Below are 26,079 nucleotides of genomic sequence, written 5' to 3' on the forward strand. Positions count from 1 at the left end.
TCGATCAACCTCACCCTGCCCAGAAAATCCTCTCGACCGGCGTCGGGGCCGTGCCGGCTGGCCCGCTACGACCGGCCCGGCACCATGGTCGGCGGCACCCCGGTACTGCGGATCGCCGCTCCGTTCACCACCGACGACCAGGGCTTCTGGGCCAAGCTCGAAGGCGTCAACCCCGGCGGCATGAAAGACCGGCCCGCCATGTACATGGTCGAACGCGGCCGGGCCCGCGGCGACCTGTTGCCCGGCGCCCGGATCGTCGAATCCACCAGCGGCACACTCGGACTCGGTCTGGCCCTGGCCGGCACCGTGTACGGGCACCCGGTCACGCTGGTGACCGATCCCGGCATGGAACCGATGATGCTGCGCATGCTGGCCGCGTACGGCGCCGACATCGACCTGGTCACCGAGCCGCACCCGACCGGCGGCTGGCAGCAGGCCCGCCGCGACCGGGTGGCCGAGATCCTCGCCGGGGACCCCACCGCGTGGTATCCCGACCAGTACAACAACCCCGACAACGTCGACGCGTACCGCGATCTCGCCCTCGAATTGCAGTCGCAGCTGGGCTCGGTCGACATCCTGGTCTGCTCGGTCGGTACCGGCGGCCACTCGGCCGGGGTGGCAAAGGTGTTGCGCGAGTTCAATCCTGACCTGAAGTTGATCGGCGTCGACACCGTCGGGTCGACGATCTTCGGCCAGCCCGCGCAGAGCCGGCTGATGCGCGGCCTGGGGTCGAGCATCTACCCGGACAACGTCGACTACGACGCGTTCTCGGAAGTGCACTGGGTGGCACCCGCCGAGTCGGTGTGGGCCTGCCGGGCACTGGCCTCGACCAGTTACGCCAGCAGTGGCTGGAGCGGCGGCGCGGTGGCGCTCGTCGCGGGGTGGGCGGCGCGCCGCCACGATGCGGACACCACGATCGCCGCGATCTTTCCCGACGGGCCGCAACGGTATTTCGACACCGTCTACAACGACGACTACTGCCGTGAGCACAACCTGCTCGGCATCGAACCGCCCGCCGAGCCCGCGGTGATCGCGGACCACACTGAGCACGTGGTGGATTCGTGGACCCGCTGCACCACGGTGCGCAGGCCCGAAGCTGCGAGGCGGTGATGCAGGCGCTCACCGAGTTCCGCAGCTTCGGCTGGCCCAGCCGGGTGCTGATGCTCAACCAGTTCGGCATCAACCTCGGCTTCTACATGCTGATGCCGTACCTGGCCGGATATCTGGCCGGCCCGCTGGGTCTGGCCGGCTGGGCCGTCGGGCTTGTGCTCGGGGTACGGAACTTCTCGCAGCAGGGCATGTTCATCGTCGGTGGAACGCTGGCCGACCGACTCGGCTACAAGCCGCTGATCGTCACCGGCTGCCTGTTGCGCACGGCGGCGTTCGGCCTGCTGGCGGTCGCACAGTCCCTGCCGGCACTGCTGATCGCCTCGGCGGCAACCGGTTTCGCCGGGGCCCTGTTCAACCCCGCGGTGCGCGCCTACCTGGCCGCGGACTCCGGCGAGCGCCGGGTGGCGGCGTTCACGGTGTTCAATGTCTTCTATCAAGGCGGCATCCTCGCCGGCCCGCTGGTGGGACTGGCCCTGATGGCGCTGGACTTCCGGGTGACGGCGGGCATGGCCGCGGTGGTGTTCGCGGTGCTCACCATCGCGCAACTGTTCGCCTTGCCGAAAGACCACGCCACTGTCGCCGAACGCGTCTCGATCCTGCACGACTGGCGCACTGTGCTGGCCAACCGCCCGTTCCTGTTGTTCGCGGCGTCGATGGTCGGCACCTACGTGGTGACGTTCCAGGTGTACCTGGCGCTACCGCTGCACGCCGGGGTGCTGTCGCCGCAGCACGAATCGGCCATCGTGGCAGCAGTTTTCGCGGTGTCTGGGCTGGTCGCCATCGGCGGCCAGATGCGCATCACGGCCTGGTTCACGGCACGCTACGGCCGCGCCCAGTCGCTGACCATCGGCGTACTGGTGCTCGCGGCGGCATTCGTCCCGCTCATCGTGGTGCCCGATGACCGGTGGGGGCAGCCGGCCGCGGTGACCGCACTACTCGTGACGGCCGCGCTGCTGGCCGTCGGCTCGGCCGCGGTGTACCCGTTCGAGATGGATACCGTGGTGTCGCTGGCGGGCGACCGGCTGGTGGCGACGTACTACGGCTTCTACAACACCATCGTCGGCGTCGGCATCCTGGTAGGGAATCTCGCCACGGGTGCGCTGATGGAGACGGCGCGCCATGCCGGCCGGCCGGAACTGGTCTGGGTGGCGCTCACCGCGATCAGCCTCTTGGTCGCGCTGGCGCTGTACCGAAGCCGCCGGCTGGAGCCGGAGCCCGTCGCCTGACCCAACACAGATGCCCCCGCGGTGCGGGGGCATCTGTGTTGCGCGGAAAGACTAGACCGAAGCCTGATTGTCTGACTCCTCAGCGCGGCTCGTTCTCCCCCGCAAGCAGGAGGTGCCCCCACGCCGCTTGATCGTCGTCAGACGGAAGCCTTCAGATCGTCGACCTTGTCGAGCTGCTCCCACGGCAGCTCGATGTCGGTGCGGCCGAAGTGGCCGTACGCGGCGGTCGGCGCGTAGATCGGGCGCAGCAGGTCCAGGTCGCGGATGATGGCGCCGGGACGCAGGTCGAAGACCGAGGTGATGGCCTTCTCGATGCGGGCCGGGTCGAAGTGCTCGGTGCCGAAGGTCTCGACGAACAGACCCACCGGGGCGGCCTTGCCGATGGCGTAGGCGACCTGGACCTCGACGCGGTCGGCCAGGCCGGCGGCGACGACGTTCTTGGCCACCCAGCGCATCGCGTACGCCGCGCTGCGGTCCACCTTTGACGGGTCCTTGCCCGAGAAGGCGCCGCCGCCGTGGCGGGCCCAGCCGCCGTAGGTGTCGACGATGATCTTGCGGCCGGTCAGGCCGGCGTCACCCATCGGTCCGCCGACGACGAAGTTGCCGGTCGGGTTCACCAGCAGCCGGAAGTCGGAGGTGTCCATGGTGTCGTGGGCCAGGTCGGCCAGCACGGTCTCGACGACGTGGCGGCGGATGTCCGGGGCCAGCGTGCCGTCCAGGTCGACGCCCTCGGCGTGCTGGGTCGACAGCACCACGGTGTCCAGTCGGACCGGGACGTTGTCGCGGTACTCGATGGTGACCTGGGTCTTGCCGTCGGGCCGCAGGTAGTCGACGGTCTCGTTCTTGCGGACCTCGGTGAGGCGCCGCGACAGTCGGTGCGCCAGCGCGATCGGCAGCGGCATCAGCTCGGGGGTGTCGTTGATGGCGTAACCGAACATCAGGCCCTGGTCGCCGGCGCCCTGAGCGTCCAGCGGGTCGCCGGCGCCCTCGACGCGCGCCTCATGCGCGGTGTCGACGCCCGCGGCGATGTCCGGGGACTGCGCGCCGATGCCGATGTTCACGCCGCACGTGGCGTAGTCGAAGCCCTTGTCGGAGTGGTCGTAGCCGATCTGACGGATCCGGTCCCGGACGATCAGCGGGATGTCGGCAAACGCCTCCTTGGCGGTGGTGGTCACCTCGCCCACGACGTGCACCTGACCCGTGGTCACCAGGGTCTCCACCGCGACACGCGATTTGGGATCCTGCGCGAGCAGCGCATCCAGCACCGAATCGCTGATGGCGTCACAGATCTTGTCCGGATGTCCTTCGGTCACCGACTCGCTGGTAAACAGCCGACCTTCACTCACGTCGCAAATCCCTTCCAAAACTTTGGTCCGCGCATAATATCCACGCCCGGCCAACAACTGTCGTGTACCCCTGCACAGCAAACCCGTTCCGCGGCGCGGTTCAGGCGATGTTCATTCGTCCTTGCCACGCAGGAAGGCCGCGATCGCATCGGCGATGCGACTGGCCATCAAGGTCTTGGACCCGTGCTCCAGCGCCGACTCGGCCCCGTCCGCCGCCAGCAACCACCCGTCGTTGACGTCGACCTCGAAGGCCTTGCCGTTCCCCACTGCGTTGACAACCAGCAGGTCACAGCCCTTGCGTTGCAGCTTCGCCCGGGCGTGGAACAGCACGTCACCGTTGGCATCGCCCGTCTCGGCGGCGAATCCGACGATGGCGCGCAGATTGGGCAGCTGACCGTCGGTGCGGGCGCGCACCGCGCCGGCGAGGATGTCGTCGGTCCGGGTCAGTGCGATGACGGGGGCTCCGTCGGCTTCGCCGGGGCCGTGCGTCTTTTTGATCTTGGTGGTCGCTACCTCGGTGGGACGGAAATCGGCGACCGCGGCCGCCATCACGAGGACGTGCGCGTCCGAGACGTACTTGAACACCGCATCCCGCAGCTGCGCTGCCGAGCTGATGTGGACGACCTCGACGCCCGCCGGGTCGGCCAGGCCTGCGGTGTTGCCGGCGATCAGGGTGACCTCGGCGCCGCGCTGGGCCATGACGCGCGCGACGGCGTAGCCCTGCTTGCCGGAGCTGCGGTTGCCGATGAAGCGGACCGGATCGATGGCCTCGCGGGTGCCGCCGGCGGTGACGACGACCTTGACCCCCGCCAGATCGCGGGGCAGCGCATCGCCGCGCTCGAGTAGGAGCTGCGCGAACGTGGTGATCTCTTCGGCCTCAGGCAGCCGTCCGGCACCGCTGTCGGCGCCGGTGAGGCGCCCGGAGGCGGGGTCGAGGACGACGACGCCCCGTCGTCGTAGCGTGGCCACGTTCTCGACGGTGGCCGGGTGCATCCACATCTCGGTGTGCATCGCCGGGGCGAACAGCACCGGACAGCGCGCGGTGAGCAGCGTGGCGGTCAGCAGATCGTCGCCGCGTCCCGCCACCGCCCGCGCCATCAGGTCGGCGGTGGCCGGTGCGACGACAACCAGGTCGGCCTCCTGGCCGAACCGGACGTGAGGCACCTCGGAGACGTCCTCGAACACCCCCGTGTGCACGGGATTGCCGGACAGTGCTTCAAAGGTGGCGGCGCCGACGAACTTGAGGGCCGACTCGGTCGGCACCACCCGGACCGAATGTCCGGCCTCGCTCAGCTGACGAACCAGGGTGCACGCCTTGTAGGCGGCGATACCTCCGGCGACTCCGACGACGATGCGTTTGCGGTCGGCCATGTTCGGCGCCTACGCGGCCTTACTCGCCCTCGGTGTGCTCGAGCAGGTCGCCGTGGATCTCGCGCATGGCGATCGACAGCGGCTTCTCCTGCAGGCCCGGCTCGACCAGGGGGCCGACGTACTCGAGGATGCCGTCACCGAGCTGGTTGTAGTAGTCGTTGATCTGGCGCGCGCGCTTCGCGGCGTAGATGACCAGCGCGTACTTGCTGGACACGCGATCGAGCAGCTCGTCGATCGGCGGGTTGGTGATACCCAGCGGCGTGTCGTAGGCGATGGCGGCGTCGGAGTCGATGCTCTCGACAGTGGTGCTCACGAAGGATTCTCCCGGCGTTCGGTGTGAAGATTGGTGTCGCTATCAGCGATATCTGTGCGGTTCTGCGCAGACCGCTCAGCGGCCCACCAGCAAGGATACCAATTCTGCACAGGCGGATTCCAACTGACTGTTGACAACAGTCACATCGAAACTGTCCTGAGCGGCAAGTTCGGCCCGCGCGGTGTCCAGGCGGCGGGCCTGCACCTCGGCACTCTCGGTGCCGCGGCCGATGAGGCGGCTCTCGAGCGCTTCCCAGCTGGGCGGCGCGAGGAACACCGTCAGTACCTCGGGCATGGCTTGTTTGACGGCCCGGGCACCGGCCAGATCGACCTCGATGAGGACCGGCCGACCAGCGGCGATGGCTTCCCGGACCGGGCGGGCGGGGGTACCGGAGCGCTGCAGTCCACCATGGATTTCGGCCCATTCGAGCAGCTCGCCGTCATCGATGAGGCGCTGGAACTCGTCGGCCGAGACGAATGTGTAGTCGACACCGTCGACCTCGCCCGGACGCGGCGCACGCGTCGTGGCGGAAACACTGAAATGCAGGTCGGGCACCCGCTCACGCAGGCAGCGCACGACCGTGGATTTGCCCACGGCAGAGGGGCCGGACAGCACAACAACACGGTTCATCGCCGGCCGGCCCCTACTGCTCGTCAGTCTTGCGTCAGATCAGGAAAAGTCGAACTTTTCCAGCAGGGCCTTGCGCTGACGGTCGCCCAGGCCGCGCAGACGGCGGGTCGGAGCGATCTCCAGCTCGGTCATGATCTCCTGCGCCTTGACCTTGCCGACCTTGGGCAGGGCTTCCAGCAGAGCGGAAACCTTCATCTTGCCGAGGACCTCGTCGGTCTCGGCGTCCGTCAGGACCTGCTTGAGGTTGGTGCCGCCGCGCTTGAGCCGGTCTTTCAACTCGGCACGTGCTCGACGTGCGGCAGCAGCCTTCTCCAACGCTGCCGCGCGCTGTTCGTCGGTCAACTGGGGAAGGGCCACGGGGTTCCTCCGTATCTCCGTCAAATAATTTCTGTCACGGCTGGGGTGAACCAGCCAGCGACGACGACCGTACCCACGCTTCCCGACAAGCGCTAACCCCACCCCCCGGGTAACGAAGCTAAAACCCCAGCGTGTAGTGCGAACGGCGGCTCCGGGCGGCCGCGAAGTGCAAGCTGGAGAAGGTCGGTTTCGGGCCACTGCAGCCACAGATCTGCCTGCGTATCAAGGGTTTTGAGCATTCAGTGGGACGACGGCCGGTCCGCCGCGGCGCGGCCGGGCGCATTTTCGGGCCGCCGGCCGGGGTTTATCAGGAAAATTTTCCCAGGTCACGGCGTGTCGGGCGTGTCGGTGCGAGGCCGGACGGGCCGGCGCACCGCAAGCGCCTTCATTGGCCGATTTGGGCGGTTGGACCGCCCAAATCGTGGAGTTTCTGCTCCTTCGACGACCGGTTCAGCACCCCACGACGCAGCCGTCACAGCCCAGAAGTGCGCGCCCATGCCACCTCGGCAAACTCGGCACCATCGCGAGGTTTTGGCATCACCGAGCCCGCAAGATACCGAGCCGAAACCACATTCGTTATGAAAGCGTTTCCCGCCCAATGATTTCCCATGCGGCCAAGGGTTCCACAGGCAACGATCAGCGACCGGTGACCGAACCGTTGCGGCACGCACAGCACACACCTAACGACACCAAAGTGCGCACACACTAGGCGGCCCTAACTTCGATTCCAGTGCGACGGCAAGACGCCCACCACATGCAGGAAACCCATTACGAGGAGGACTACGCAGCGATGAACTTCAAGCGAGCGTTGACCGCATCCACCCTGGCAGCCGGCATCGGCGTCGCCGGACTGTTCGGCGTCGGCCTGGCCGGCGCCAATGCCGACCCGGGCCAATGCCCACCGAACGCGCAGTGCGGCCAGCACGACGATCACCGGGGCGACAACCGAGGGCCCGGTGACAACCGCGGACCCGGCGGCCCTGTCAACCGGGACGACAACTGGCACGACAACCAGGGCCGCGACTGGCAGCACCGCGGCATCGACGACGCCCGCTTCGACCACCAGCCGTTCGACTACAACGGCCAGTGGGTGAACCCGGTCTGGGACAACGGCCACAACGCCTGGGGCTTCTGGCTCGGTCCGATCTGGATCCCGCTGTGATCGACGCCCACTGAGCGTTCCCGCAACGAGACGGCCCACCACATCGCGTGGTGGGCCGTCTCGTCCGTCGACGCGATCAACGCCCCGAAACCACTTGTCATCCAAGGTCTTCACCGGTGGCAACAACACAACGCCGGACCGCCTTCTGCCGTTTCCCGGCGCCGTCGTGGCATACACAGCACACACCTAAGTACGGCTAAGTGTGCACCCATCGGACCGGCATAGCGTCAGCTCAGTGTGGCGAATTGCCCGCCCACGACTAATGCAGAAAACCACATAGTTCTCTAGTTGAGACGGAGTGCAGCCATGAAAATCAAGCGCGCATTGACCGCATCTACCGTGGCGGCCGGGATCGGCGCCGCGGGACTGCTCGGCGTCGGGCTGGCGACAGCCAGTGCCGACCCGTGGTGCCCGCCGGGGACACCGTGCTCGGGCCACGACGACCACCGCGGCGGTGGTGGTGGCTGGCAGCGCGGTGGTGGTGACTGGCAGCGTGGCGGCGACTGGCAGCGCGGTGTCGACTGGCACCAGGACCGCGACGGCTGGCGTGACGACCGCGGCCGCGACTGGTACCACCGCGGCATCGACGATGCCCGCTGGGACCACCAGCCGTTCGCCTACAACGGCCAGTGGGTGAACCCGGTATGGGATGCCGGGTTCAATGCCTGGGGCTTCTGGCTGGGCCCCATCTGGATCCCGCTGTGACGGGTTATCCGGCCAGGTAGGCCACCGCGTCGCGCAGCCGCTCCCCCGCTGCGCGCACGGCGGCGACGTCCGGTCCGGCACGGAGTACCTCGCGGGATACCGCGGGCAGCAACGTGCCGGGCCGGGCTCCGCCGAGGCCGGCGAGCGCGTCCGGACGGCCGCCCTGCGCGCCGACGCCGGGCATCAGCACCGGCCCGCCGAGCTGCGACAGATCGGGCACCTCGGCCAGCGTGGCGCCGACGACGACGCCCACCGATCCGTCGCCCGCGCCGTTCACCGCCGCGACGTCATCGACGATCGTCTGCGCCACGGTGCGTCCGCCGGCCACCGCGCGCTGCACGGATGCACCCTCCGGGTTGGACGTGGCGGCCAGGACGAACACCCCGCGGCCGTGGACGACCGCGACGTCGAGCAGCGGCTGCAGCGAGCCGAAGCCGAGGTACGGCGACGCCGTCACCGCGTCGGCGGCCAGCGGCGAATCCCCCGCCCAGGCCTGCGCGTAGGCAGCCATGGTCGAGCCGATGTCACCGCGCTTGGCGTCGGCCAGCACGAGCACGCCGGCCTCCTGCAGCCGGGCGATGGTCCGTTCCAGCACGACGAAGCCCGCCGACCCGTAGGCCTCGAAGAACGCGACCTGCGGCTTGACGATCGCAAATCCCGCGAACGCCTCGACACAGATGTCGCTGAACGTCGCGACGCCGTCGGCCGACACGGGCAGACCCCAGGCGCTCAAGAGCTCCGGGTGCGGGTCGATGCCCAGGCACAGCGGACCCCGCTGTGCCATCGCGGCCCGCAGTCTGGAGCCGAAGCTCACTTGGCACCCAACTGGCTGTGCAGCTCCTGCAGCGACCGCACGCCGATGTCTCCGCGGATACCGGCCTCGATGCCCTGCACCGCCGCCGACGCGCCCTGCACCGTCGTCACGCACGGGATGCTGGCCGACACCGCGGCCGAGCGAATCTCGTAGCCGTCGATGCGCGGACCGGAGTTGCCGTAGGGCGTGTTGATCACCATGTCGACCTCGCCGGCCTTGATGGCGTCGACCGCCGACATCGCGGGGCGGTCCGGGCTGGGCTCCTCGAAGTTCTTGCGCACGACCTCACACGGAATGCCGTTGCGGCGCAACATCTCCGCGGTGCCCTCGGTCGCCAGCACCCGGAAGCCGAGGTCGGCCAGACGCTTGACCGGGAACACCAGCGAGCGCTTGTCGCGGTTGGCCACCGACACGAACACCGTGCCGCCCGAGGGCAGCGAACCGTAGGCGGCGGTCTGGCTCTTGGCGAAGGCGGTACCGAAATCGCTGTCGATACCCATGACCTCACCGGTCGACTTCATCTCCGGTCCGAGCAGCGAATCCACCTGCGAGCCATCGGCTTTACGGAATCGGTGGAACGGCAGGACGGCCTCCTTCACCGCGATCGGCGCGTTGGGGGCGACGGTGGCGCCGTCGCCCTCGGCGACCAGGATGCCCTCGGCGCGCAGCTCGGCGATGGTGGCACCCAACATGATCCGGGCACAGGCCTTGGCCAGCGGCACCGCGGTGGCCTTCGAGACGAAGGGCACCGTGCGGCTGGCGCGCGGGTTGGCCTCCAGCACGTAGAGCACGTCGTCCTTGAGCGCGTACTGCACGTTGAGCAGGCCGACCACGCCGATGCCGTGGGCGATGGCCTCGGTGGCCTTACGCACGGCGGCGATGTCGGTGCGGCCCAACGTGACCGGCGGCAGCGCACAGGCCGAGTCGCCGGAGTGGATGCCGGCTTCCTCGATGTGCTCCATCACGCCGCCGATGTAGACCTCGGTGCCGTCGCACAGGGCGTCGACGTCGATCTCGATGGCGTCTTCCAGGAACCGGTCGACCAGCACGGGGTGCTCGGGCGAGAGCTCGGTGGCGCGCTCGATGTAGCCCTGCAGGGTCTGCTCGTCGTAGACGATCTCCATGCCGCGGCCACCCAGCACGTACGACGGGCGCACCAGGACCGGGTACCCGATGTCGGCGGCAATGCGGCGGGCCTGCTCGAAACTCGTTGCGGTGCCGAAGCGCGGCGCGGGCAACCCGGCCAAGCGCAGCACCTCACCGAACTCGCCGCGATCCTCGGCCAGGTCGATGGCCTTGGGGCTGGTGCCGACGACGGGCACGCCGGCCTTCTCCAGCCGGTCGGCCAGGCCCAGCGGCGTCTGGCCGCCGAGCTGCACGATCACCCCGACCACGCCCGGCCCGCCGGCCCCGGAGGCCTGCTCGGCGTGATAGACCTCGAGCACGTCCTCGAAGGTGAGCGGCTCGAAGTACAGGCGGTCGGCGGTGTCGTAGTCGGTCGAGACGGTCTCCGGGTTGCAGTTGACCATGACGGTCTCGAAACCGGCCTGGCTCAACGTGGTTGCCGCGTGCACGCAGCTGTAGTCGAACTCGATGCCCTGACCGATGCGGTTCGGGCCCGAGCCCAGGATCAGCACCTTGGGCTTCTCGGTCTGCGGGGCCACCTCGGTCTCGGCCGCGGGGTCCAGCTCGTAACTGCTGTAGTGGTACGGCGTCTTGGCGTCGAACTCAGCGGCACAGGTGTCGACGGTCTTGTACACCGGCCGGATGCCGAGCCGCTCGCGCAGCGCGCGCACGCCGGTCTCCCCCGCCAATTCCGGCCGCAGCGCGGCGATCTGGCGGTCGGACAGGCCGCTGTGCTTGGCCCGGCGCAGCAGGCGCTCATTGAGCACCGGGGCGTCGACGAGTTCGCCGCGCAGCGCCACCAGGGTGGCGATCTGGTCGATGAACCACGGGTCGACCCCGGATGCCTCGGCGACCGCCTCGACCGAACCACCGAGACGCAGCGCCTGTTCGATGTCATAGAGCCGGCCGTCGGTCGCGGTGCGCAGCCCGGTGAGCAGCTCGTCGAGGGACTTGTCCAGATCAGGACCGGTCCAGAAGCCGGCTCGCTTGGTCTCCAGCGACCGCATCACCTTGCCGAGCGCCTCGATGAAGTTGCGGCCCAACGACATCGCCTCGCCCACCGACTTCATGGTGGTGGTCAGGGTCTGGTCGGCGCCGGGGAACTTCTCGAACGCGAACCGCGGCGCCTTGACGACGACGTAGTCCAGGGTCGGCTCGAAACAGGCCGGGGTTTCCTTGGTGATGTCGTTGACGATCTCGTCCAGCGTGTAGCCGATGGCCAGCTTGGCGGCGATCTTGGCGATCGGGAAACCCGTTGCCTTGGAAGCCAATGCGCTGGACCGCGACACGCGCGGGTTCATCTCGATGACGATCAGGCGCCCGTCGGCCGGGTTGATGGCGAATTGGATGTTGCAGCCACCGGTGTCGACGCCGACCTCGCGCAGGATCGCGATGCCCAGGTCACGCATGATCTGGTACTCACGGTCGGTCAGGGTCATCGCCGGGGCGACGGTCACCGAGTCGCCGGTGTGCACACCCATCGGGTCGAAGTTCTCGATCGAGCAGACGATCACCACGTTGTCGTGATGGTCGCGCATCAGCTCGAGCTCGTATTCCTTCCAGCCGTAGATCGATTCCTCGATCAGCACGTTGGCAGAAGGCGATGCGGCCAGGCCCTCGCCGGCCATCCGCTCGACGTCTTCCTTGGTGTACGCCATGCCGGAGCCCAGGCCACCCATGGTGAAGGACGGCCGGACCACCACAGGAAGCCCGACATCGGCAACGGTGTCGCGAACCTCGTCCATGGTGAAACACACCCGGCTGCGGGCGGATTCGCCGCCGACCTTGGCGACGATGTCCTTGAACTTCTGCCGGTCCTCACCGCGCTGGATGGCATCGAAGTCCGCGCCGATCATCTCGACGCCGTACTTCTCCAGCACACCGTTCTCGTGCAGCGCGACCGCGGTGTTGAGCGCGGTCTGCCCACCGAGAGTGGCCAACACCGCGTCGATCTTGTTCCCGCGCTCGGCCTGCTGCGCAAAGATCTTCTCGACGAAGGCCGGGGTGATGGGCTCGACGTACGTGTTGTCGGCGTACTCCGGGTCGGTCATGATCGTGGCCGGGTTGGAGTTGATCAAGCTGACCTGCAGCCCTTCGGCGCGCAGCACGCGACAGGCCTGGGTGCCCGAGTAGTCGAACTCGCAGGCCTGGCCGATGACGATCGGGCCGGAACCGATCACCAGGATGTGGTTGAGGTCTGGACGGCGTGGCATTACTTCTCCCCTGCCATGAGATCGGCGAACTTGTCGAACAGGTACTCGGCGTCGTGCGGACCGGCCGCTGCCTCCGGGTGGTACTGGACCGAGAAGGCGCGCCCGTCGAGCAGCGAAACGCCTTCCACCACACCGTCGTTGGCGCAGGTGTGGCTGACCACGGCGCGGCCGAACGGGGTGTCGAACTCTTCCCCGGCTTCGCCCTCGAGCGCGAAGCCGTGGTTCTGCGCGGTGATCGCGATTCGGCCGGTGGCCCGCTCGACGACCGGGATGTTGATGCCGCGGTGGCCGAAGGTCATCTTGTAGGTCGAGCGACCGAGCGCGCGGCCCAGAATCTGGTTGCCGAAGCAGATGCCGAACAACGGGATTCCGGCCGAGAGCACCTGCTGGGTGACCTCGACCATGTGGTCGGCGGTGGCCGGGTCACCCGGGCCGTTGGACAGGAACACCCCGTCGACCTTGAGCGCGGCGATCTCGTCGAACGTCACCGACGACGGCAGCACGTGGCTGCGGATGCCGCGCGCCGCGAAGTTGCGCGGGGTATTGGTCTTGATCCCGAGGTCGATGGCTGCGATCGAGAAGCGCTCCGCACCAATCGGTTCGACGACGTACCGGTCGCCGGTGCTGACCTCGCCGGCCAGGTCGGCGCCCAGCATCGACGGCTGGTTGCGGACGCGGTCCACGAGGGTGTCGGTGTCGGCCAGCGCCGGACCGGAGAATACGCCGGCCTTCATCGACCCGAAGTTGCGCAGGTGCCGCACGATGGCGCGGGTGTCGACGCCCGCGACACCGACGATGCCCTGGCGCACCAGTTCGTCGTCGAGGGTGCCGGTGGCGCGCCAGTTGGAGGCACGCGGCGAAGGGTCGCGCACGACGTAGCCGGCAACCCAGATCTTGTCGTCGCGGCTCTCGTTGTCCTCGCCGTTCCAGCCGGTGTTGCCGATCTGCGGCGCGGTGGCCACCACGATCTGCCGGTGGTAGCTCGGGTCGGTCAGCGTCTCCTGGTAGCCGGACATGCCGGTGGAGAACACCGCCTCACCCAGCGTCTGGCCCACGGCGCCGAACGATGTTCCGGTGAACACCCGGCCGTCCTCCAGCACCAGTACGGCGGTCTGGTCACTCGTCACTTACTGTCCTCCTCAACCCATTTGGCCAGTTCGCGACGATCGTCGCTGCGGAATCCGGTATCGATCTCGGTACCCGACGGCAACTGCCACCGGATGGCGAGAATCCCGTCGTAGGTGAGCACCTTGCCGGCGATGGCCCGCTCGGTGCGGATAGCGGTGATGGATTCGTCGGGAATCCAGATCGGGCTGCCGCCGGTGAGCTGCAGCATGATGCCCTCGGGGTAGCGCGTCAGCACGGCCTTGCTCCGAAACCCCAGGGAGCCCACCGCGATTCGGTCCTGCCAGCTCGGTGCGAACGTGCTGCCGATGTACATGCCCTTGGTCGCCGGCACGATCGCCGGCCCCACGGTGTCCGGCAGCGCGGGCAGCAGACCGACGGCCCCGGCCTGGCGCTGCACCCGGTGCATCCAGCCCTTGAGCATCTGCCGGATGGCGAACCCGAGCAGCACCACCACAACAGCAGCCAACACCAGGTAGGTGATCAACGTCCCGGTATTCATGCGGGGCTGACCCCGTCCCGCGCCGTGATCTTGCCGCGCAGCATCGTCAGAGTGACGGTGGCGGGCAGCGTCATCGACTCGTAGGGCGTGTTGTCGGAGCGGCTGGCCAGGCCGGTGCCCTGCACCGTCCAGGTCGTGTCGGGGTCCACGACGGTCAGGTTGGCGGGTTCGCCGACCGCGAGCGGGCGGCCCTGGTCGGGCAGGCCGACGATGGCGGCCGGCGCCTCGCTCATCACGCGGGCGACGTCGCGCCAGCTCAGCAGACCGGGACCAACCATGGTCTCGACCACGACCGACAACGCGGTCTGCAGGCCGAGCATGCCAGGGCGGGCGTGCGCGAACTCGCACATCTTCTCGTGTTCGGCGTGCGGGGCGTGATCGGTTGCGACACAGTCGATCACCCCGTCGGCAAGAGCCTGGCGCAGCGCCTCGGCGTCGCTGGCCTCGCGCAGCGGCGGGTTGACCCGGTTGCGGCCGTCGTAATCAGCCAATCGCGAGTCGTCCAACAACAGGTGGTGCGGGGTGACCTCGGCGGTGATCGAAATACCCTGGGCCTTGGCCCATTTGATCAGCTCAACAGTGCCCGCGGTCGAGGCGTGGCAGATGTGCACCCGGGCGCCCGCGTCGCGGGCCAGGATCGCATCACGGGCCACAATCGACTCTTCGGCCGAGCGCGGCCAGCCCGCCAGTCCCAGCCGGGCCGCATTCGGGCCCTCGTGCGCGACGGCGTCGACGGTCAGGCGCGGTTCCTCGGCGTGCTGGGCGATCAGGACCCCAAGTCCCGCAGCGTATTCCAGCGCCCGGCGCATCACCAGCGGGTCGTCGACACAGATGCCGTCGTCGGAGAACATCCGGACCTGGCCGGCACCAGCAGCCATGAGACCCATCTCGGTGAGTTGCTTGCCGTCGAGCCCGACGGTAACGGCGCCGACGGGGTGCACGTCGACCAGGCCGACCTGTTGCCCGCGGTGCCAGACATGGTCGGTGACCACGACGGTATCGGCGACCGGATCGGTGTTGGCCATGGCGAACACCGCGGTGTAGCCACCGAGTGCCGCTGCCGCCGAACCGGTTTCGATGTCCTCGGCGTATTCGCGGCCGGGCTCGCGCAGGTGGGTGTGCAGATCGACGAAACCGGGCAGCAGGATCTGGCCGGTGGCGTCGATGACCTCGTCGGCGCCGGAACCAATCCCCGCCCCGATTTCCGCGATCTGGCCGTCGGCGATCAGCACGTCCACCGGATCGCCCTCGCCGTACAGCCGGGCCCCACGAATCAAGACACTCATGCGATCACCTCCCGGCCGGCGCCCACGAGAAGCTGGAACAGCACTGCCATACGAACATGCACCCCATTCGAAACCTGTTGCAGTACAGCTGATTGCGACGAATCCGCGACCGACGATGCGATCTCCATGCCGCGCAGCATCGGACCGGGGTGCAGCACCACCGTGTCCTCGCTCAAGCCGGCCAGTCGCTTCTCCGACAGTCCGTAGCGCACCGAGTACTCGCGCGCCGACGGGAAGAACGCGCCCTTCATCCGTTCGGCCTGCACGCGCAGCATGAGCACGGCGTCGGCCGCCGGCAGTTCGGCGTCCAGGTCGTACGAGACCGTCACCGGCCAGTCCGCGACACCGACCGGCAGCAGCGTCGGCGGCGCCACCAGCACCACCTCTGCGCCCAGCGTCGACAGCAGCGAGACATTGGAGCGCGCCACCCGACTGTGCAGGATGTCGCCGACGATCACCACGCGCCGACCCTCGATGCCACCGAGGCGCTGGCGGATGGTCAGCGCATCCAGCAGGGCCTGCGTCGGGTGTTCGTGGGTGCCGTCGCCAGCATTGATCACGGACGGACCGCCGTGCTCGTCCAGCGTCCAGGCCGCAAGCTGTTGTGCCGCACCGGAAGCCGGGTGCCGGATGATCAGCGCGTCGGCGCCCGCGGCGCGCAGCGTCAGCGCGGTGTCGCGCAGCGATTCGCCCTTGGCCACCGAAGACCCGGAGGCGCTGACGTTGATGACGTCGGCGCTCATCCACTTGCCGGCCACCTCGAACGACACCCGGGTGCGGGTGGAGTTCTCGTAGAACATCGTGATGACGGTGCGGCCGCGCAACGTCGGGAGCTTCTTGACGTCGCGGCCCAGCAGCGCTTCGCGGAACCTGTCGGCGTCGTCGAGGATGGCCGTGGCCGCATCGCGGCTCAGGTCCGAGGCGGACAACAGGTGTTTCACCGGGCAGGTCCTCCATAGGGAGCAATGGAGACGTGATCGTCTCCGCCATCGGTCTCTGACAGCCGCACCTTGACGTTCTCACTGCGCGACGTCGGAACGTTCTTACCGACGTAGTCGGCGCGGATGGGCAGCTCGCGGTGGCCGCGGTCGACGAGCACCGCCAGCTGCACCATGCGGGGGCGGCCGATGTCGCGCAGCGCGTCGAGCGCCGAGCGCACCGAGCGGCCCGAGTACAGGACGTCGTCGACGAGGATCACCGTCGCGTCATCGATGCCGCCCTCCGGAATGGAGGTCGAGGCCAGCGCCCGCGGCGGTTTGAAGTTCAGGTCGTCGCGGTACAGCGTGATGTCGAGCGCGCCGGCAGGTAACTCGACTCCGGAGAATTCCTTGACCTTCTCGGCGATGCGGGCGGCCAGGGTGACACCGCGCGTCGGGATGCCGAGCAGCACTACGCGCGGAGCGTCGGGCGCGTCGACCGCGGTCTTTTCGATGATCTGGTGCGCGATGCGCGAGATGGTCCGGCCGACATCGGCGGCGGACAGCAATTCCCGGTCGGTGGGGTCACCGGACACGCCAGTTTCGTGAGCAGCCACGAGTACCTGACCTCCTTCTCCGCCTCTCTGGACGGGTCGTTAAAGGACGTCTAACTAGCCGCGTAGCTTAGCAGGCCGCCAGAGCGTCTTCGTCGGGCGCATCGTCCAGGTCCAACCCGCGCGTTTCGGGCAACACAAGCGTGCACACGATGCTGACCAGCACGAAGACGGCAATCATCAGCCCAATTGCCCAGCTCCCGAGGGCGGCGACCAACGGCCCGGCGACCAGCGGCGGCAGCGCACCGCCGACGATCCCGGCGAGGTTGAACGCCATGCCGGCGCCTGTGTAGCGGTAGCGGGTGGCGAACGTCTCAGGCAGGAACGCCCCGATGGGTCCGTAGGCCAGTCCGAAGATGCAGAAGATGCCGGCGATAGCGACCGCGAACCCGACCGGTGAGCCCGAGTCGATGAGCGGCATCACCAGGAACGCCCACGGCAGCGCGAGGCCGAATCCGGCCAGGATGACGCGGCGCCGCCCGTAGCGGTCGCACAGCACCGCGGAGATCGCCGAGAACACCATCAGTGACACCCCGGCCAGGACGCCGACCGACAGGATCAGCGTCCGAGGATGGTGGATGCGGGTGCTGGCGTAGCTCATCAGGTAGGTGCCGCCGAGGAAGCTCATGGTGAAGATGCCGACCATGCAGCCGGCACCCAGCAGCACCTGCTTGCCCTGCCGGCGTACCAGTTCCGACAGCGGCGCGCGCGGCACCGTCCCCCGCTTCTGTTCCGCGACGAACACCGGGGTCTCGTCGATGGTCAGCCGCACGTAGAGCGCCACCGCCAGCAGGACCGCGCTGAACAGGAACGGCAGCCGCCAGCCCCAGTCCAGGAACACCGGGCTCTTCTCCCCGATCGTCACGTTGGCGATCAGCACCACCAGGTTGCTGACCGCGAGACCGGCACCGGCGCCCAGCTGGGTGAACATGCCGTAGGTGCCGCGCTTGCCGGCCGGGGCGTACTCGGCGCTCAGCAGCGCCGAACCGGCCCACTCGCCACCGACGGCGAAGCCCTGGAGCACCCGCAGGATCAAGAGGATGATCGGTGCGGCGAGTCCGATCGACGCCGTGCTGGGCACCAGTCCGACACCGACGGTGGACAGCCCCATGATCAGCAGCGTCGCGACGAGAGTCTTCTTGCGGCCCAGGCGATCTCCGTAGTGCCCGAAGACCGCCGCGCCGATCGGACGTGCCAGGAACGCGACCGCGAACGTGGCCAGTGACGATATGGTCGCCATCGCCGGCGGCAGATTCGGGAAGAACACGTGGGGGAAAATCAGCGCCGCGGCCGTCCCGTAGATGTAGAAGTCGTAGAACTCGATCGCGGTACCGATGAAACTGGCGAACGCCACTTTGTTCATCGGTGTGCTCGGGGTCGACACGTCTGCAGCCACGTCAGGCAGTATCGCCCACCATCCCGATGGTTCGGACGGCACCGCAAACATCCCGTCCCCACCGGCTAACGTGACCGGGGTGAATCTCGACGCGAACACCGAATCGGTCAGCGCGGCGATCGACACCGGCCTGCTGGCCGGCGCGGTCACGCTGGTGTGGCAGGACGGCGCGGTGCGGCAGGTCAACACGCTCGGCCACCGCGACGTGGAAGCCAAGTTGCCGATGGAGCGCGACACCGTTTTCCGCATCGCGTCGATGTCCAAGCCGATCACGGTGGCGGCGGCCATGACGCTGGTCGACGAGGGCCGGCTGGCCCTGACCGACCCCATCGCGAACTGGATTCCCGAGCTGGCCAACCCGCGCGTCATGACGAGCCTCGACGGGCCGTTGGACCGGTCCGTGCCCGCCCGCCGGCCCATCACCGTCGAGGATCTGATGACCCACCGCGGTGGTCTGGCCTACGGGTTCACGGTGCCGCCGCCATTGGGACGGGCGTACAACAAGCTGCAGTCGCTGCAGGATCCGGACCGCTGGCTGGCCGAGCTGGGCCAGCTGCCGCTGGCCCACCAGCCCGGTGACGCGCTGACCTACAGCCAGTCGACCGATGTACTGGGCTTCCTGCTGTCTCGCCTCGAGGGCAAGCCGCTGCCAGATGTGTTGGCAGAGCGCATCTTCAAACCTCTGAACATGGTCGACACCGGGTTTGCGGTGACGCACTCGGGCCGGCGCCGTGCGGCGACCATGTACCAGCTGGCCGCCGACGGCGACGCCCTGCGCCTGCAGCCCGGGAAGATGGGGCCGCCGCAGGTGATGCCGCCGACCTTCTGCGCCGGCGGCGGCGGACTCTGGTCGACCGTCGACGACTACCTGACGTTCGCGCGCATGCTGCTGGCCGGCGGCGAGGTCGACGGCGTGCGGGTGCTGTCGGAGGAATCGGTGCGGGCCATGCGCACCGACCGGTTGACCGCCGAGCAGAAGTCGCAGAACTTCCTGGGCGCGCCGTTCTGGATCGGCCGCGGCTTCGGGCTGAACCTGTCGCTGGTCACCGACGAGGCCAAGGCCACGCCGTTCTTCGGTCCGGGCGGTCCCGGCTCGTTCAGTTGGCCGGGTGCCTTCGGCACGTGGTGGCAGGCGGACCCGAACGCGAACCTGATCCTGATCTACCTGATCCAGAATCAGCCGGAGCTCAGCGTGGATGCCGCGGCGGCCGTCGCGGGCAACGCCTCGCAGGCCAAACTCCGTTCGGCACGACCGAAATTCGTGAAACGGACGTACCAGGCGCTGGGCTTGTAACTAGCCGGCCCGGGCGGCGGTGAGGCGCTGCATGTCGGCCATGCCCTGCTCCTGGGCGTCGTGCATCCAGGCCGGCAGCGGCGCCCGCAGCTCGGGCAGTACCTCGCCCTCGAGCAGCCCCTGCAGCTTGGCCTGCTTACTGCTACGGCCCGCCTGGTTGTCGAGTTCGTGTGCGCCCGCAGGCGATTCGTAGTCGTAGAGCTCGTAATCGATCTTGCGGGTCCGGTCGGCCTCCATGCCGCCGGGCTGCCAGTAGGAGTAGCGGCCGAGCTTCGCATCGGGTGTCCGCACCGCGACGATGTGGCTGGGCGCCGACGTCGGAATCTCGGTGGGCGCGGTGCCGCCACCGAACATCTTCTGCACCGCAGGCGATTTCATCAGCGTCGCCATCTCCTCGACGGACATGTCGTCGGTCGCGTGCGCCACCCAGGGCCGGCCCGCAGCCCCGGGTTCGGCCGCGATCGCCGCGATGTCACCGCGCGCCTGCAGGTAGGAGTAGCGGCTGTCCGATCGCCAGCGGTTGCCGCCCGCGGCGATCGTGAGCAGCAACGGCGCGATGTCGACGCTGGAGGTGAGTTGCCGCCGGCGCTCGCCCGGTTTGGGGGTCAGGTGCCCCGTCGGGTCGTGGATGTACAGCGGCACCCGGATCGACTCCTCATAAATCGCCGCACCCTTACCGCGCAGGCCGTGCGATCCGGCGTACTCGCCGTGGTCGGAGGTGAACACCACGACGGTGTCGCGCTCGACGTCGGGGCGGGAGGCCAGCGTGTCCAGGACGCGGCCGATCTGGACGTCCACCTGCTGATGCAGCCACAGGTAGTTGTCGAGGCACCGGGCCCACTGCGCTGCCATGTCGGGACCTGAATAAGGCACGGGGCCGGTCATCAGCGGCGACATGAAGTTCATGTAGTCGATCTGCAGCTGCGGCTTGCCGCGCCGCCGCAGGTCGTCGGCGTTCTCGAAGTTGACGGGCGTCCCGGAGAAGACGCGCGGAACATCGTCCGGCAGTGGGTTTCTCGGCCACCAGCAGATGTCGTGCGGGTTCACCAGGGACACCGTGGTGCACCACGGTCCGCTGCCGGCGTGGTCGGCGAACCAGCCGTCGAACTGGTCGGCAATGGTGTGGTCGACCTTGAGCCCCTGATTCGGCGCGCCGTTGGGGGACGGGTAGGTGCCGCCGGAAAAACCGTGGGCGTCAAGGCCGTCCGGGGTGGTGTCGGCGATCTGGCCCAGGTGCCACTTGCCCCACCACCACGTCCGGTAGCCCTGGTCGCGCAGCATGGTGCCCCATGTCGGGAAGCGCGGCGCGAGGGTGGATTCGGTGGGGCCTTCCCCGGTGTACAGGCACCCCGTCTGGTGCGAGTACAGCCCGGTGGTGAGGACGCCGCGCGACGGCGTGCACATGTTGGATGCCGAGTAGTGCGACTCGAAGGACACGCTGCGCTGCCGCAGCCGGTCCAGGTTCGGTAGTAGTTCGCCGAGCTGTTTGGCATCGGGAAACCACTGGGGCGCCCGCATCTGGTCGACGATGATCACCAGGATGTTGGGACTGCCTGCCGAATGCTCCCGACCCGCCCGCGACAGGAGCTGGTAGCCACCGATCCCCGCCGCGGCCACCCCCGCTGCCGCCGCCGTGCCTTTGAGAACTGTCCGCCGGTCGATGTCCGCCATGCAGGCCAGCCTAGGAGCGAATGTCGGGAAAGCCATAGGCTTTCGTCATGGTGCAGCCGACAGTGTTGATCAGCGGCGCCGGGGTCGCCGGCCCGGCCTTGGCCCACTGGCTGGCCGCCGGCGGCTACGGGGTGGTGGTAGTCGAGGCGGCGCCGGGCATCCGCCCGGGCGGGCAGACGGTCGACCTGCGCGGCGCCGGCCGCGAAGTGGTCGCCCGGATGGGACTGCTGGAGGCCATGACCGAGCGGTGCCTGTTCCAGCGCGGCATCGCCTGGGTGCGCTCCGACGGCACCCGGCGGGCGGAGATGCCGGTCGAGGCTTTCGACGGCAACGGGATCGTCTCGGCACTCGAGATCCTGCGCGGTGACCTGACCGATGTGCTCTACCGGGCCACTCGCGACGTGGCCGAGTATCGGTTCGGCACGCGGATTTCCGCGCTCGAGGAGGACGAGTCAGGGGTGCGGGCCACGCTGACCGACGGCTGCGTGGTCGAGGCCGACCTGGTGGTCGGCGCCGACGGCCCGCATTCCGCGGTGCGGCAGTTGGTATTCGGGCCGGAGGAGCGGTTCGTCCGGCGCCTCGGTGGCTACAACGCCTGGTTCACCGCGCCGGACGTGGTCGGACTGGACGGCTGGTACCTGATGTTCCAGGCCGCCGGTGGGCTCAACGCTTCGCTGCGGCCGTCGCACGACGCGATGACGGCCAAGGCCGGTCTGGCATTCCGGTCCGAACCCATCGAGTACGACCGCCGCGACCCGGACGCGCAGCGTGCGCTCCTGGCCGACCGGTTCCGCGGCGCGGGTTGGTACTGCGACGAGCTGCTCGGTGCCGCAGCCCGATCCGACGACTTCTACTTCGACGATTTCGTCCAGATCCACATGGACAGCTGGTCGGCGGGCCGGGTCACGTTGTGCGGCGACGCCGGCTACTGCGCGTCACCGCTGTCCGGCATGGGCACCAGCCTGGCCCTGGTCGGGGCATATGTGCTGGCGGGTGAGCTCGGGCCGGCCTCGGCACTGGACGCAGCGGGGATCGCGGCGGCGCTGGGCCGGTACGAGAAGGTGATGCGACCGTACGTCGCCCGTTGTCAGGATCTGCCCGCCGGTCTCGACGGGTACGCGCCGGTCTCCGAACGTGATATCGCCATCGGCGCGGCTGTCATGAAATGGGTGCAGCGCTGGCCGCTGCGGCGGTGGGCGGGCCGCAAGTGGTTCTCCACGGCCGAGTCGATCGACCTCCCGGACTATCGGTCGTGCGTCGGCGGGTGACCTGTCCATTTGATGTACGCCCGGCGGAATTCTCGCGGGTCGGTGAACCCGACCTCGGTGGCGATGGCGTGAACGGGCATCGCGGTCTCGCGGACCAGGTACCGCGCACGTTCGCTGCGCACCTTGTCGCGCAATGCGATGAATTGCTGACCGCCGGCATTGAGTCGTCGCCGCAACGTGCGTTCGGTGATGTTGAGCCGCTTGGCGACCTGGGCCATCGTGAGCGGATCCCGCACGCTCTCGCGCAGCATCGCCTCGACCGTCTGCACCACGTCGGTCGGCTGCTCCTCCTGGGCCACCATCTCGCGGCAGGCGGCGACGGCGACGGCGTGCGTCGCCGGATCGGCGCGCGGTAGCCGCTGTGACCACAGCGGGTCCGGGAAGGCCAGCCGGTTGGCGTCGGCGTTGAAGAGGACCGGGCAGCCGAAGAACTCGCGGTACCGCTGCGCGTACACCGGCGGCGGGTAACTGACCTGGACGAATTCCGGTGTCTGCTGAGGCAGCTCGAGTACGGTCCGGACGGTGACCAGCACGCTGCAGAACAACTCCTCACACAGGAACGGCAGCAGCTCCGGTTCGGGGCGGCGCTCGTAGGCGCGCAGCGCGAAGGTGTCACCGACCAGCTCGGCGCCGACGTCCATCAGACTGCCGGCGCTCTGGTGTAGTTCCAGGCCCACCTGCATTGCCGCGCCGAGGTTTTCGGCGGACCGGATGGCCAGGCCGAGCACACCGAACGACACGAACATGTCGCGGGCCCCGACATCGATGCCCAGGCCCCGGTCCGGCATGGCCCGCACGGCATGCCGCAGCACGAGCGCCGCCTGCCGGAACGACACCCGCGTCTCGGGCGAATTGAGCGTCGCGGCCGTCAGGCCGGCCGCGGCCAGCCACCGCTCTGTGGGCAGACCCGTGCGGTCGGCGACGTCGACGACGTTGACGAGCACCGACGTCGGGATCAACGCCGCGCTTTCCCGATCCACTCCACCTCCGATACCTGTCCGGTTTTCCCCCCATTGTGGTCACCGATGCCCTCGTGCGCACCCCGCGACATGCGGTTAGCTCCCGACCCATGGTCACGTCAATGCCGGTCGATCTGTCGAAGCCGCCTGCTGTCGAGGGGTCGTGGGCGCGCCCGGACAGGTATTGGCCGGCATTGACTGACGCAACTTCCCATCTGGAAGCGCCGCTCGCCGCGGTCGATCTCGGTGCGCTGCACCACAACGTGCGGGACCTGCGCCGCCGCGCGGCAGGGACGCCCATCCGGGTGGCATCCAAATCGGTCCGCTCGCGCACCATCCTGGACGCCGTCACGGCCCTCGATGGCTACGCGGGTGTACTGGCGTTCACGTTGCCCGAAGCGCTGTGGCTGGCCGAAGGCGACGATGCGCACCCACCGCACGACGACGTCGTCGTCGGCTATCCGACGGCCGACCACACCGCGATCGCCCGGCTGGCGTCGTCGCCGGAGCTGGCGGCCCGGGTGACGCTCATGGTGGACTCGCTCGCCCAACTTGATCTGGTGGACAGCGTCGCCGCACCGTCGACGCGCCCGGCCCTGCGCGTCTGCCTGGACCTCGACGCCTCGTGGCGGGCTCCGATACTCGGACACCTCGGGGTACGCCGCTCCCCCGTCCACACCGCGGCGCAGGCCCGCGACCTGGCCGCGGCCATCGCCGGCCGTGGCGGCTTCACGCTGGTGGGCCTGATGTCGTACGAGGCCCAGATCGCCGGTGTCGGCGACGATGTCCGCGGCCAGTCCGCGCGGTCCCAGGCGGTCCGGTGGATGCAGCGCCGTTCCAAGGACGAACTACTCGAGCGCCGAGGTCTCGCGGTGGCAGCGGTCCGGCAGGTGGCCGAACTCGAATTCGTCAATGGCGGCGGGACCGGGTCCGTGGAATTCACCGCCTCGGATCCCTCGATCAACGAAATCGCCGCCGGCAGCGGACTTTTCGGCCCACACCTGTTCGACACGTACCGCGGTTTCACCCCGGCACCGGCCGCGGCGTTCGCGCTGTCCGTGGTGCGCAAACCCACGCCGCACATCGCGACAGTCCTGGGCGGCGGCTGGATCGCCTCCGGACCACCGGCCCGGGACCGGGTGCCGCTGCCGGTCTGGCCACCGGGACTGCGCCTGCTGCCCGCGGAGATGGCCGGCGAGGTGCAGACCCCGGTCACCGGAAAAGCCGCTGCGGCATTGAAAGTCGGCGACCGCGTGTGGTTCCGGCACTGCAAGGCCGGCGAGCTCAGCGAGCACATCGACGCGTTCGCCGTGGTCGATGACGGCAGGACCGTCGGCACCGCACCCACCTACCGAGGCGAAGGGAAGACGTTCCTGTGAGCTGGACCAACTGGGGCCGGTGCGAGACCGCGCACCCGACGGAAGTACTGCGACCCACGACAGTCCAGGCGGTGTGTGACGCCGTCATCCGCGCGACCGCGACCGGCCGGCTCATCAAGGTCGTCGGGTCCGGGCACAGCTTCACCGGCATCGCCGTCGCACCTGACGTCCAGCTGGACCTGGGTGCCCTGGCCGGGGTGATCGACGTCGACCGCGAGCGGAAGCGGGTCACCGTCGGCGGCGGAACTCCGCTGTGGCAACTGACGCGACTCCTCGCCCGGTACGGACTCGCGCTCGAGAACATGGGCGACATCGACCGGCAGACCATCTCCGGCGCGATCTCCACCGGCACCCACGGCACCGGTCTGGCCTTCGGTGGTCTGGCGACCCAGGTGGTCGGCCTGACCCTGGTCTCGGGTGCCGGCGAGCTGGTCCGCATCGACGAGGAGCAGAGCAGCGAATGGCTGCCCGCGGCGCGCGTCGGGCTGGGCGCACTGGGCATCATCGTCGAGGTGACGCTGCAATGCGTGCCCGGATTCGCGATCCATGCCATCGAACGCGTCGAGCCGGTCGACGACGTCGTCGCGACGTTCGATGAACGCTGCACGCAGACAGACCATTTCGAGTTCTACTGGTTCCCGCACACCGATACCGCGTTCACCAAGACCAACATCCGGCTGCCCGCCTATACCCCGCTGGAGTCCACCAACCGGGTGGCGCAGTGGATCGATGAGGAACTGATCGAGAACGGTGTACTGGGGGCGATCTGTGCCGTGGGCAGCGCCCTGCCGGCAGCGGTGCCCACGCTCAACCGCACCGTCACCCGGTTCCTGTCCGACCGTGAGCACACCCAGCGCTCCGACCGCGTCTTCACCTCGCCCCGCCGGGTGCGGTTCCGCGAGATGGAGTACGCCGTTCCCTACGAGTCAGTGGGCGCCGCGTTCGACGAGGTACGCAACCTGATCGCCGAACGGGATTGGCGCATCGGCTTTCCCATCGAGGTCCGCGCCGCCGCCGCCGACGAGAACTGGTTGTCCACCGCATACCGGCGCCGCAGCGCGTACATCGCGGTACACCGCTACGTGCGCGACGACCCGACCGAGTATTTCACCGCGGTCGAGCAGATCATGCGCCGCCACGACGGACGTCCGCACTGGGGCAAGATACACAACCGCACTGCCGCGGACCTGCGGGACAGTTACCCGCGGTTCGACGACTTTCTCGCCGTCCGCGAAAAGCTCGATCCCAGAAGGATATTCGCCAACGACCACCTACACCGAGTACTCGGAGAATGAG

General features: G+C 68.6%; 23 protein-coding genes. 8 read left to right on the plus strand and 15 right to left on the minus strand.

Features of this window, described 5'->3' with window-relative positions:
* Positions 1-84 precede the first annotated feature (84 nt).
* Positions 85-1,110, plus strand: a complete 1,026-nt coding sequence (locus QRN63_RS24660) for a PLP-dependent cysteine synthase family protein (protein WP_502888193.1) — start codon at positions 85-87, stop codon at positions 1,108-1,110.
* On the plus strand, positions 1,110-2,336 hold the full coding sequence (locus QRN63_RS24665) for an MFS transporter (RefSeq protein WP_267317991.1): 1,227 nt from the start codon (positions 1,110-1,112) through the stop codon (positions 2,334-2,336). The genes QRN63_RS24660 and QRN63_RS24665 overlap by 1 nt, the downstream gene beginning before the upstream one ends.
* A gap of 137 nt (positions 2,337-2,473) precedes the next feature.
* On the opposite strand, the gene metK is transcribed toward QRN63_RS24665, so the two are convergent.
* The 5 genes from metK to mihF form a co-directional block, all read right to left on the minus strand.
* The gene (metK, locus tag QRN63_RS24670; RefSeq protein ID WP_267317296.1) at positions 2,474-3,682 is read right to left on the minus strand and encodes a methionine adenosyltransferase; all 1,209 of its coding nucleotides are present in this window, start codon (positions 3,680-3,682) and stop codon (positions 2,474-2,476) included.
* Between the two features lie 111 nt (positions 3,683-3,793).
* Entirely contained in the window at positions 3,794-5,053 is a 1,260-nt protein-coding gene (gene coaBC, locus QRN63_RS24675) for a bifunctional phosphopantothenoylcysteine decarboxylase/phosphopantothenate--cysteine ligase CoaBC (RefSeq protein ID WP_267317295.1), read from the minus strand.
* A 19-nt stretch (positions 5,054-5,072) separates the two neighbouring features.
* Positions 5,073-5,366: a DNA-directed RNA polymerase subunit omega gene (gene rpoZ / locus QRN63_RS24680; protein WP_020101623.1), complete on the minus strand. Its 294-nt coding sequence runs from the start codon at positions 5,364-5,366 to the stop codon at positions 5,073-5,075.
* Positions 5,367-5,441: 75 nt separating this feature from the next.
* On the minus strand, positions 5,442-5,996 hold the full coding sequence (gene gmk / locus QRN63_RS24685; protein WP_267317294.1) for a guanylate kinase: 555 nt from the start codon (positions 5,994-5,996) through the stop codon (positions 5,442-5,444).
* Between the two features lie 39 nt (positions 5,997-6,035).
* Entirely contained in the window at positions 6,036-6,353 is a 318-nt protein-coding gene (mihF, locus tag QRN63_RS24690) for an integration host factor, actinobacterial type (protein WP_011894593.1), read from the minus strand.
* 790 nt (positions 6,354-7,143) lie between these two features.
* Here mihF and QRN63_RS24695 point away from each other — a divergent pair.
* Both QRN63_RS24695 and QRN63_RS24700 read left to right on the plus strand, forming a co-directional pair.
* Positions 7,144-7,515, plus strand: a complete 372-nt coding sequence (locus QRN63_RS24695) for a hypothetical protein (protein ID WP_267317990.1) — start codon at positions 7,144-7,146, stop codon at positions 7,513-7,515.
* 306 nt (positions 7,516-7,821) lie between these two features.
* Positions 7,822-8,220, plus strand: coding sequence for a hypothetical protein (locus QRN63_RS24700; RefSeq protein WP_267317293.1), 399 nt, complete (start codon positions 7,822-7,824; stop codon positions 8,218-8,220).
* A 4-nt stretch (positions 8,221-8,224) separates the two neighbouring features.
* Here the strand turns inward: QRN63_RS24700 and pyrF are convergent, their stop codons facing one another.
* The 8 genes from pyrF to QRN63_RS24740 all read right to left on the minus strand — a co-directional run bounded on the left by pyrF (position 8,225) and on the right by QRN63_RS24740 (position 18,179).
* Positions 8,225-9,034, minus strand: a complete 810-nt coding sequence (pyrF, locus tag QRN63_RS24705) for an orotidine-5'-phosphate decarboxylase (RefSeq protein WP_285033588.1) — start codon at positions 9,032-9,034, stop codon at positions 8,225-8,227.
* A complete protein-coding gene (gene carB, locus QRN63_RS24710) occupies positions 9,031-12,372 on the minus strand; it encodes a carbamoyl-phosphate synthase large subunit (protein WP_285033590.1) in 3,342 nt (1,113 codons plus the stop codon). The genes pyrF and carB overlap by 4 nt, the downstream gene beginning before the upstream one ends.
* On the minus strand, positions 12,372-13,499 hold the full coding sequence (gene carA / locus QRN63_RS24715; protein WP_285033592.1) for a glutamine-hydrolyzing carbamoyl-phosphate synthase small subunit: 1,128 nt from the start codon (positions 13,497-13,499) through the stop codon (positions 12,372-12,374). Before carA ends, carB begins: the two co-directional genes overlap by 1 nt.
* On the minus strand, positions 13,496-13,999 hold the full coding sequence (locus tag QRN63_RS24720) for a PH-like domain-containing protein (RefSeq protein WP_073693701.1): 504 nt from the start codon (positions 13,997-13,999) through the stop codon (positions 13,496-13,498). The genes carA and QRN63_RS24720 overlap by 4 nt, the downstream gene beginning before the upstream one ends.
* Entirely contained in the window at positions 13,996-15,285 is a 1,290-nt protein-coding gene (locus QRN63_RS24725; RefSeq protein ID WP_285033595.1) for a dihydroorotase, read from the minus strand. Before QRN63_RS24725 ends, QRN63_RS24720 begins: the two co-directional genes overlap by 4 nt.
* Complete coding sequence (locus QRN63_RS24730) at positions 15,282-16,226, minus strand: aspartate carbamoyltransferase catalytic subunit (protein ID WP_285033597.1); 945 nt, start codon at positions 16,224-16,226, stop codon at positions 15,282-15,284. Before QRN63_RS24730 ends, QRN63_RS24725 begins: the two co-directional genes overlap by 4 nt.
* Positions 16,223-16,819: a bifunctional pyr operon transcriptional regulator/uracil phosphoribosyltransferase PyrR gene (gene pyrR / locus QRN63_RS24735; protein WP_285033599.1), complete on the minus strand. Its 597-nt coding sequence runs from the start codon at positions 16,817-16,819 to the stop codon at positions 16,223-16,225. The genes QRN63_RS24730 and pyrR overlap by 4 nt, the downstream gene beginning before the upstream one ends.
* A gap of 67 nt (positions 16,820-16,886) precedes the next feature.
* Entirely contained in the window at positions 16,887-18,179 is a 1,293-nt protein-coding gene (locus QRN63_RS24740) for an MFS transporter (RefSeq protein ID WP_502888194.1), read from the minus strand.
* 112 nt (positions 18,180-18,291) lie between these two features.
* Between QRN63_RS24740 and QRN63_RS24745 the strand changes: the two genes are divergently transcribed.
* Complete coding sequence (locus QRN63_RS24745) at positions 18,292-19,506, plus strand: serine hydrolase domain-containing protein (RefSeq protein WP_267317287.1); 1,215 nt, start codon at positions 18,292-18,294, stop codon at positions 19,504-19,506.
* Here the strand turns inward: QRN63_RS24745 and QRN63_RS24750 are convergent, their stop codons facing one another.
* A complete protein-coding gene (locus QRN63_RS24750; protein ID WP_285033602.1) occupies positions 19,507-21,177 on the minus strand; it encodes a sulfatase-like hydrolase/transferase in 1,671 nt (556 codons plus the stop codon). It abuts the gene before it with no gap.
* A gap of 47 nt (positions 21,178-21,224) precedes the next feature.
* On the opposite strand from QRN63_RS24750, the gene QRN63_RS24755 reads away from it, so the two are divergent.
* Positions 21,225-22,445, plus strand: coding sequence for an FAD-dependent monooxygenase (locus tag QRN63_RS24755; protein WP_267317282.1), 1,221 nt, complete (start codon positions 21,225-21,227; stop codon positions 22,443-22,445).
* Here QRN63_RS24755 and QRN63_RS24760 read toward each other — a convergent pair.
* Entirely contained in the window at positions 22,421-23,425 is a 1,005-nt protein-coding gene (locus QRN63_RS24760; RefSeq protein ID WP_285033605.1) for an AraC family transcriptional regulator, read from the minus strand. The genes QRN63_RS24755 and QRN63_RS24760 overlap by 25 nt on opposite strands.
* 101 nt (positions 23,426-23,526) lie before the next feature.
* Here QRN63_RS24760 and QRN63_RS24765 point away from each other — a divergent pair, with 101 nt between their 5' ends.
* Both QRN63_RS24765 and QRN63_RS24770 read left to right on the plus strand, forming a co-directional pair.
* Positions 23,527-24,783: an alanine racemase gene (locus tag QRN63_RS24765; protein ID WP_502888190.1), complete on the plus strand. Its 1,257-nt coding sequence runs from the start codon at positions 23,527-23,529 to the stop codon at positions 24,781-24,783.
* The gene (locus QRN63_RS24770; protein WP_285033609.1) at positions 24,780-26,078 is read left to right on the plus strand and encodes an FAD-linked oxidoreductase, L-gulonolactone oxidase family; all 1,299 of its coding nucleotides are present in this window, start codon (positions 24,780-24,782) and stop codon (positions 26,076-26,078) included. The genes QRN63_RS24765 and QRN63_RS24770 overlap by 4 nt, the downstream gene beginning before the upstream one ends.
* Position 26,079 lies beyond the last annotated feature (1 nt).

Origin of the sequence: Mycolicibacterium sp. lyk4-40-TYG-92 (assembly GCF_030209435.1) — a bacterium.
Classification (GTDB): domain Bacteria; phylum Actinomycetota; class Actinomycetes; order Mycobacteriales; family Mycobacteriaceae; genus Mycobacterium.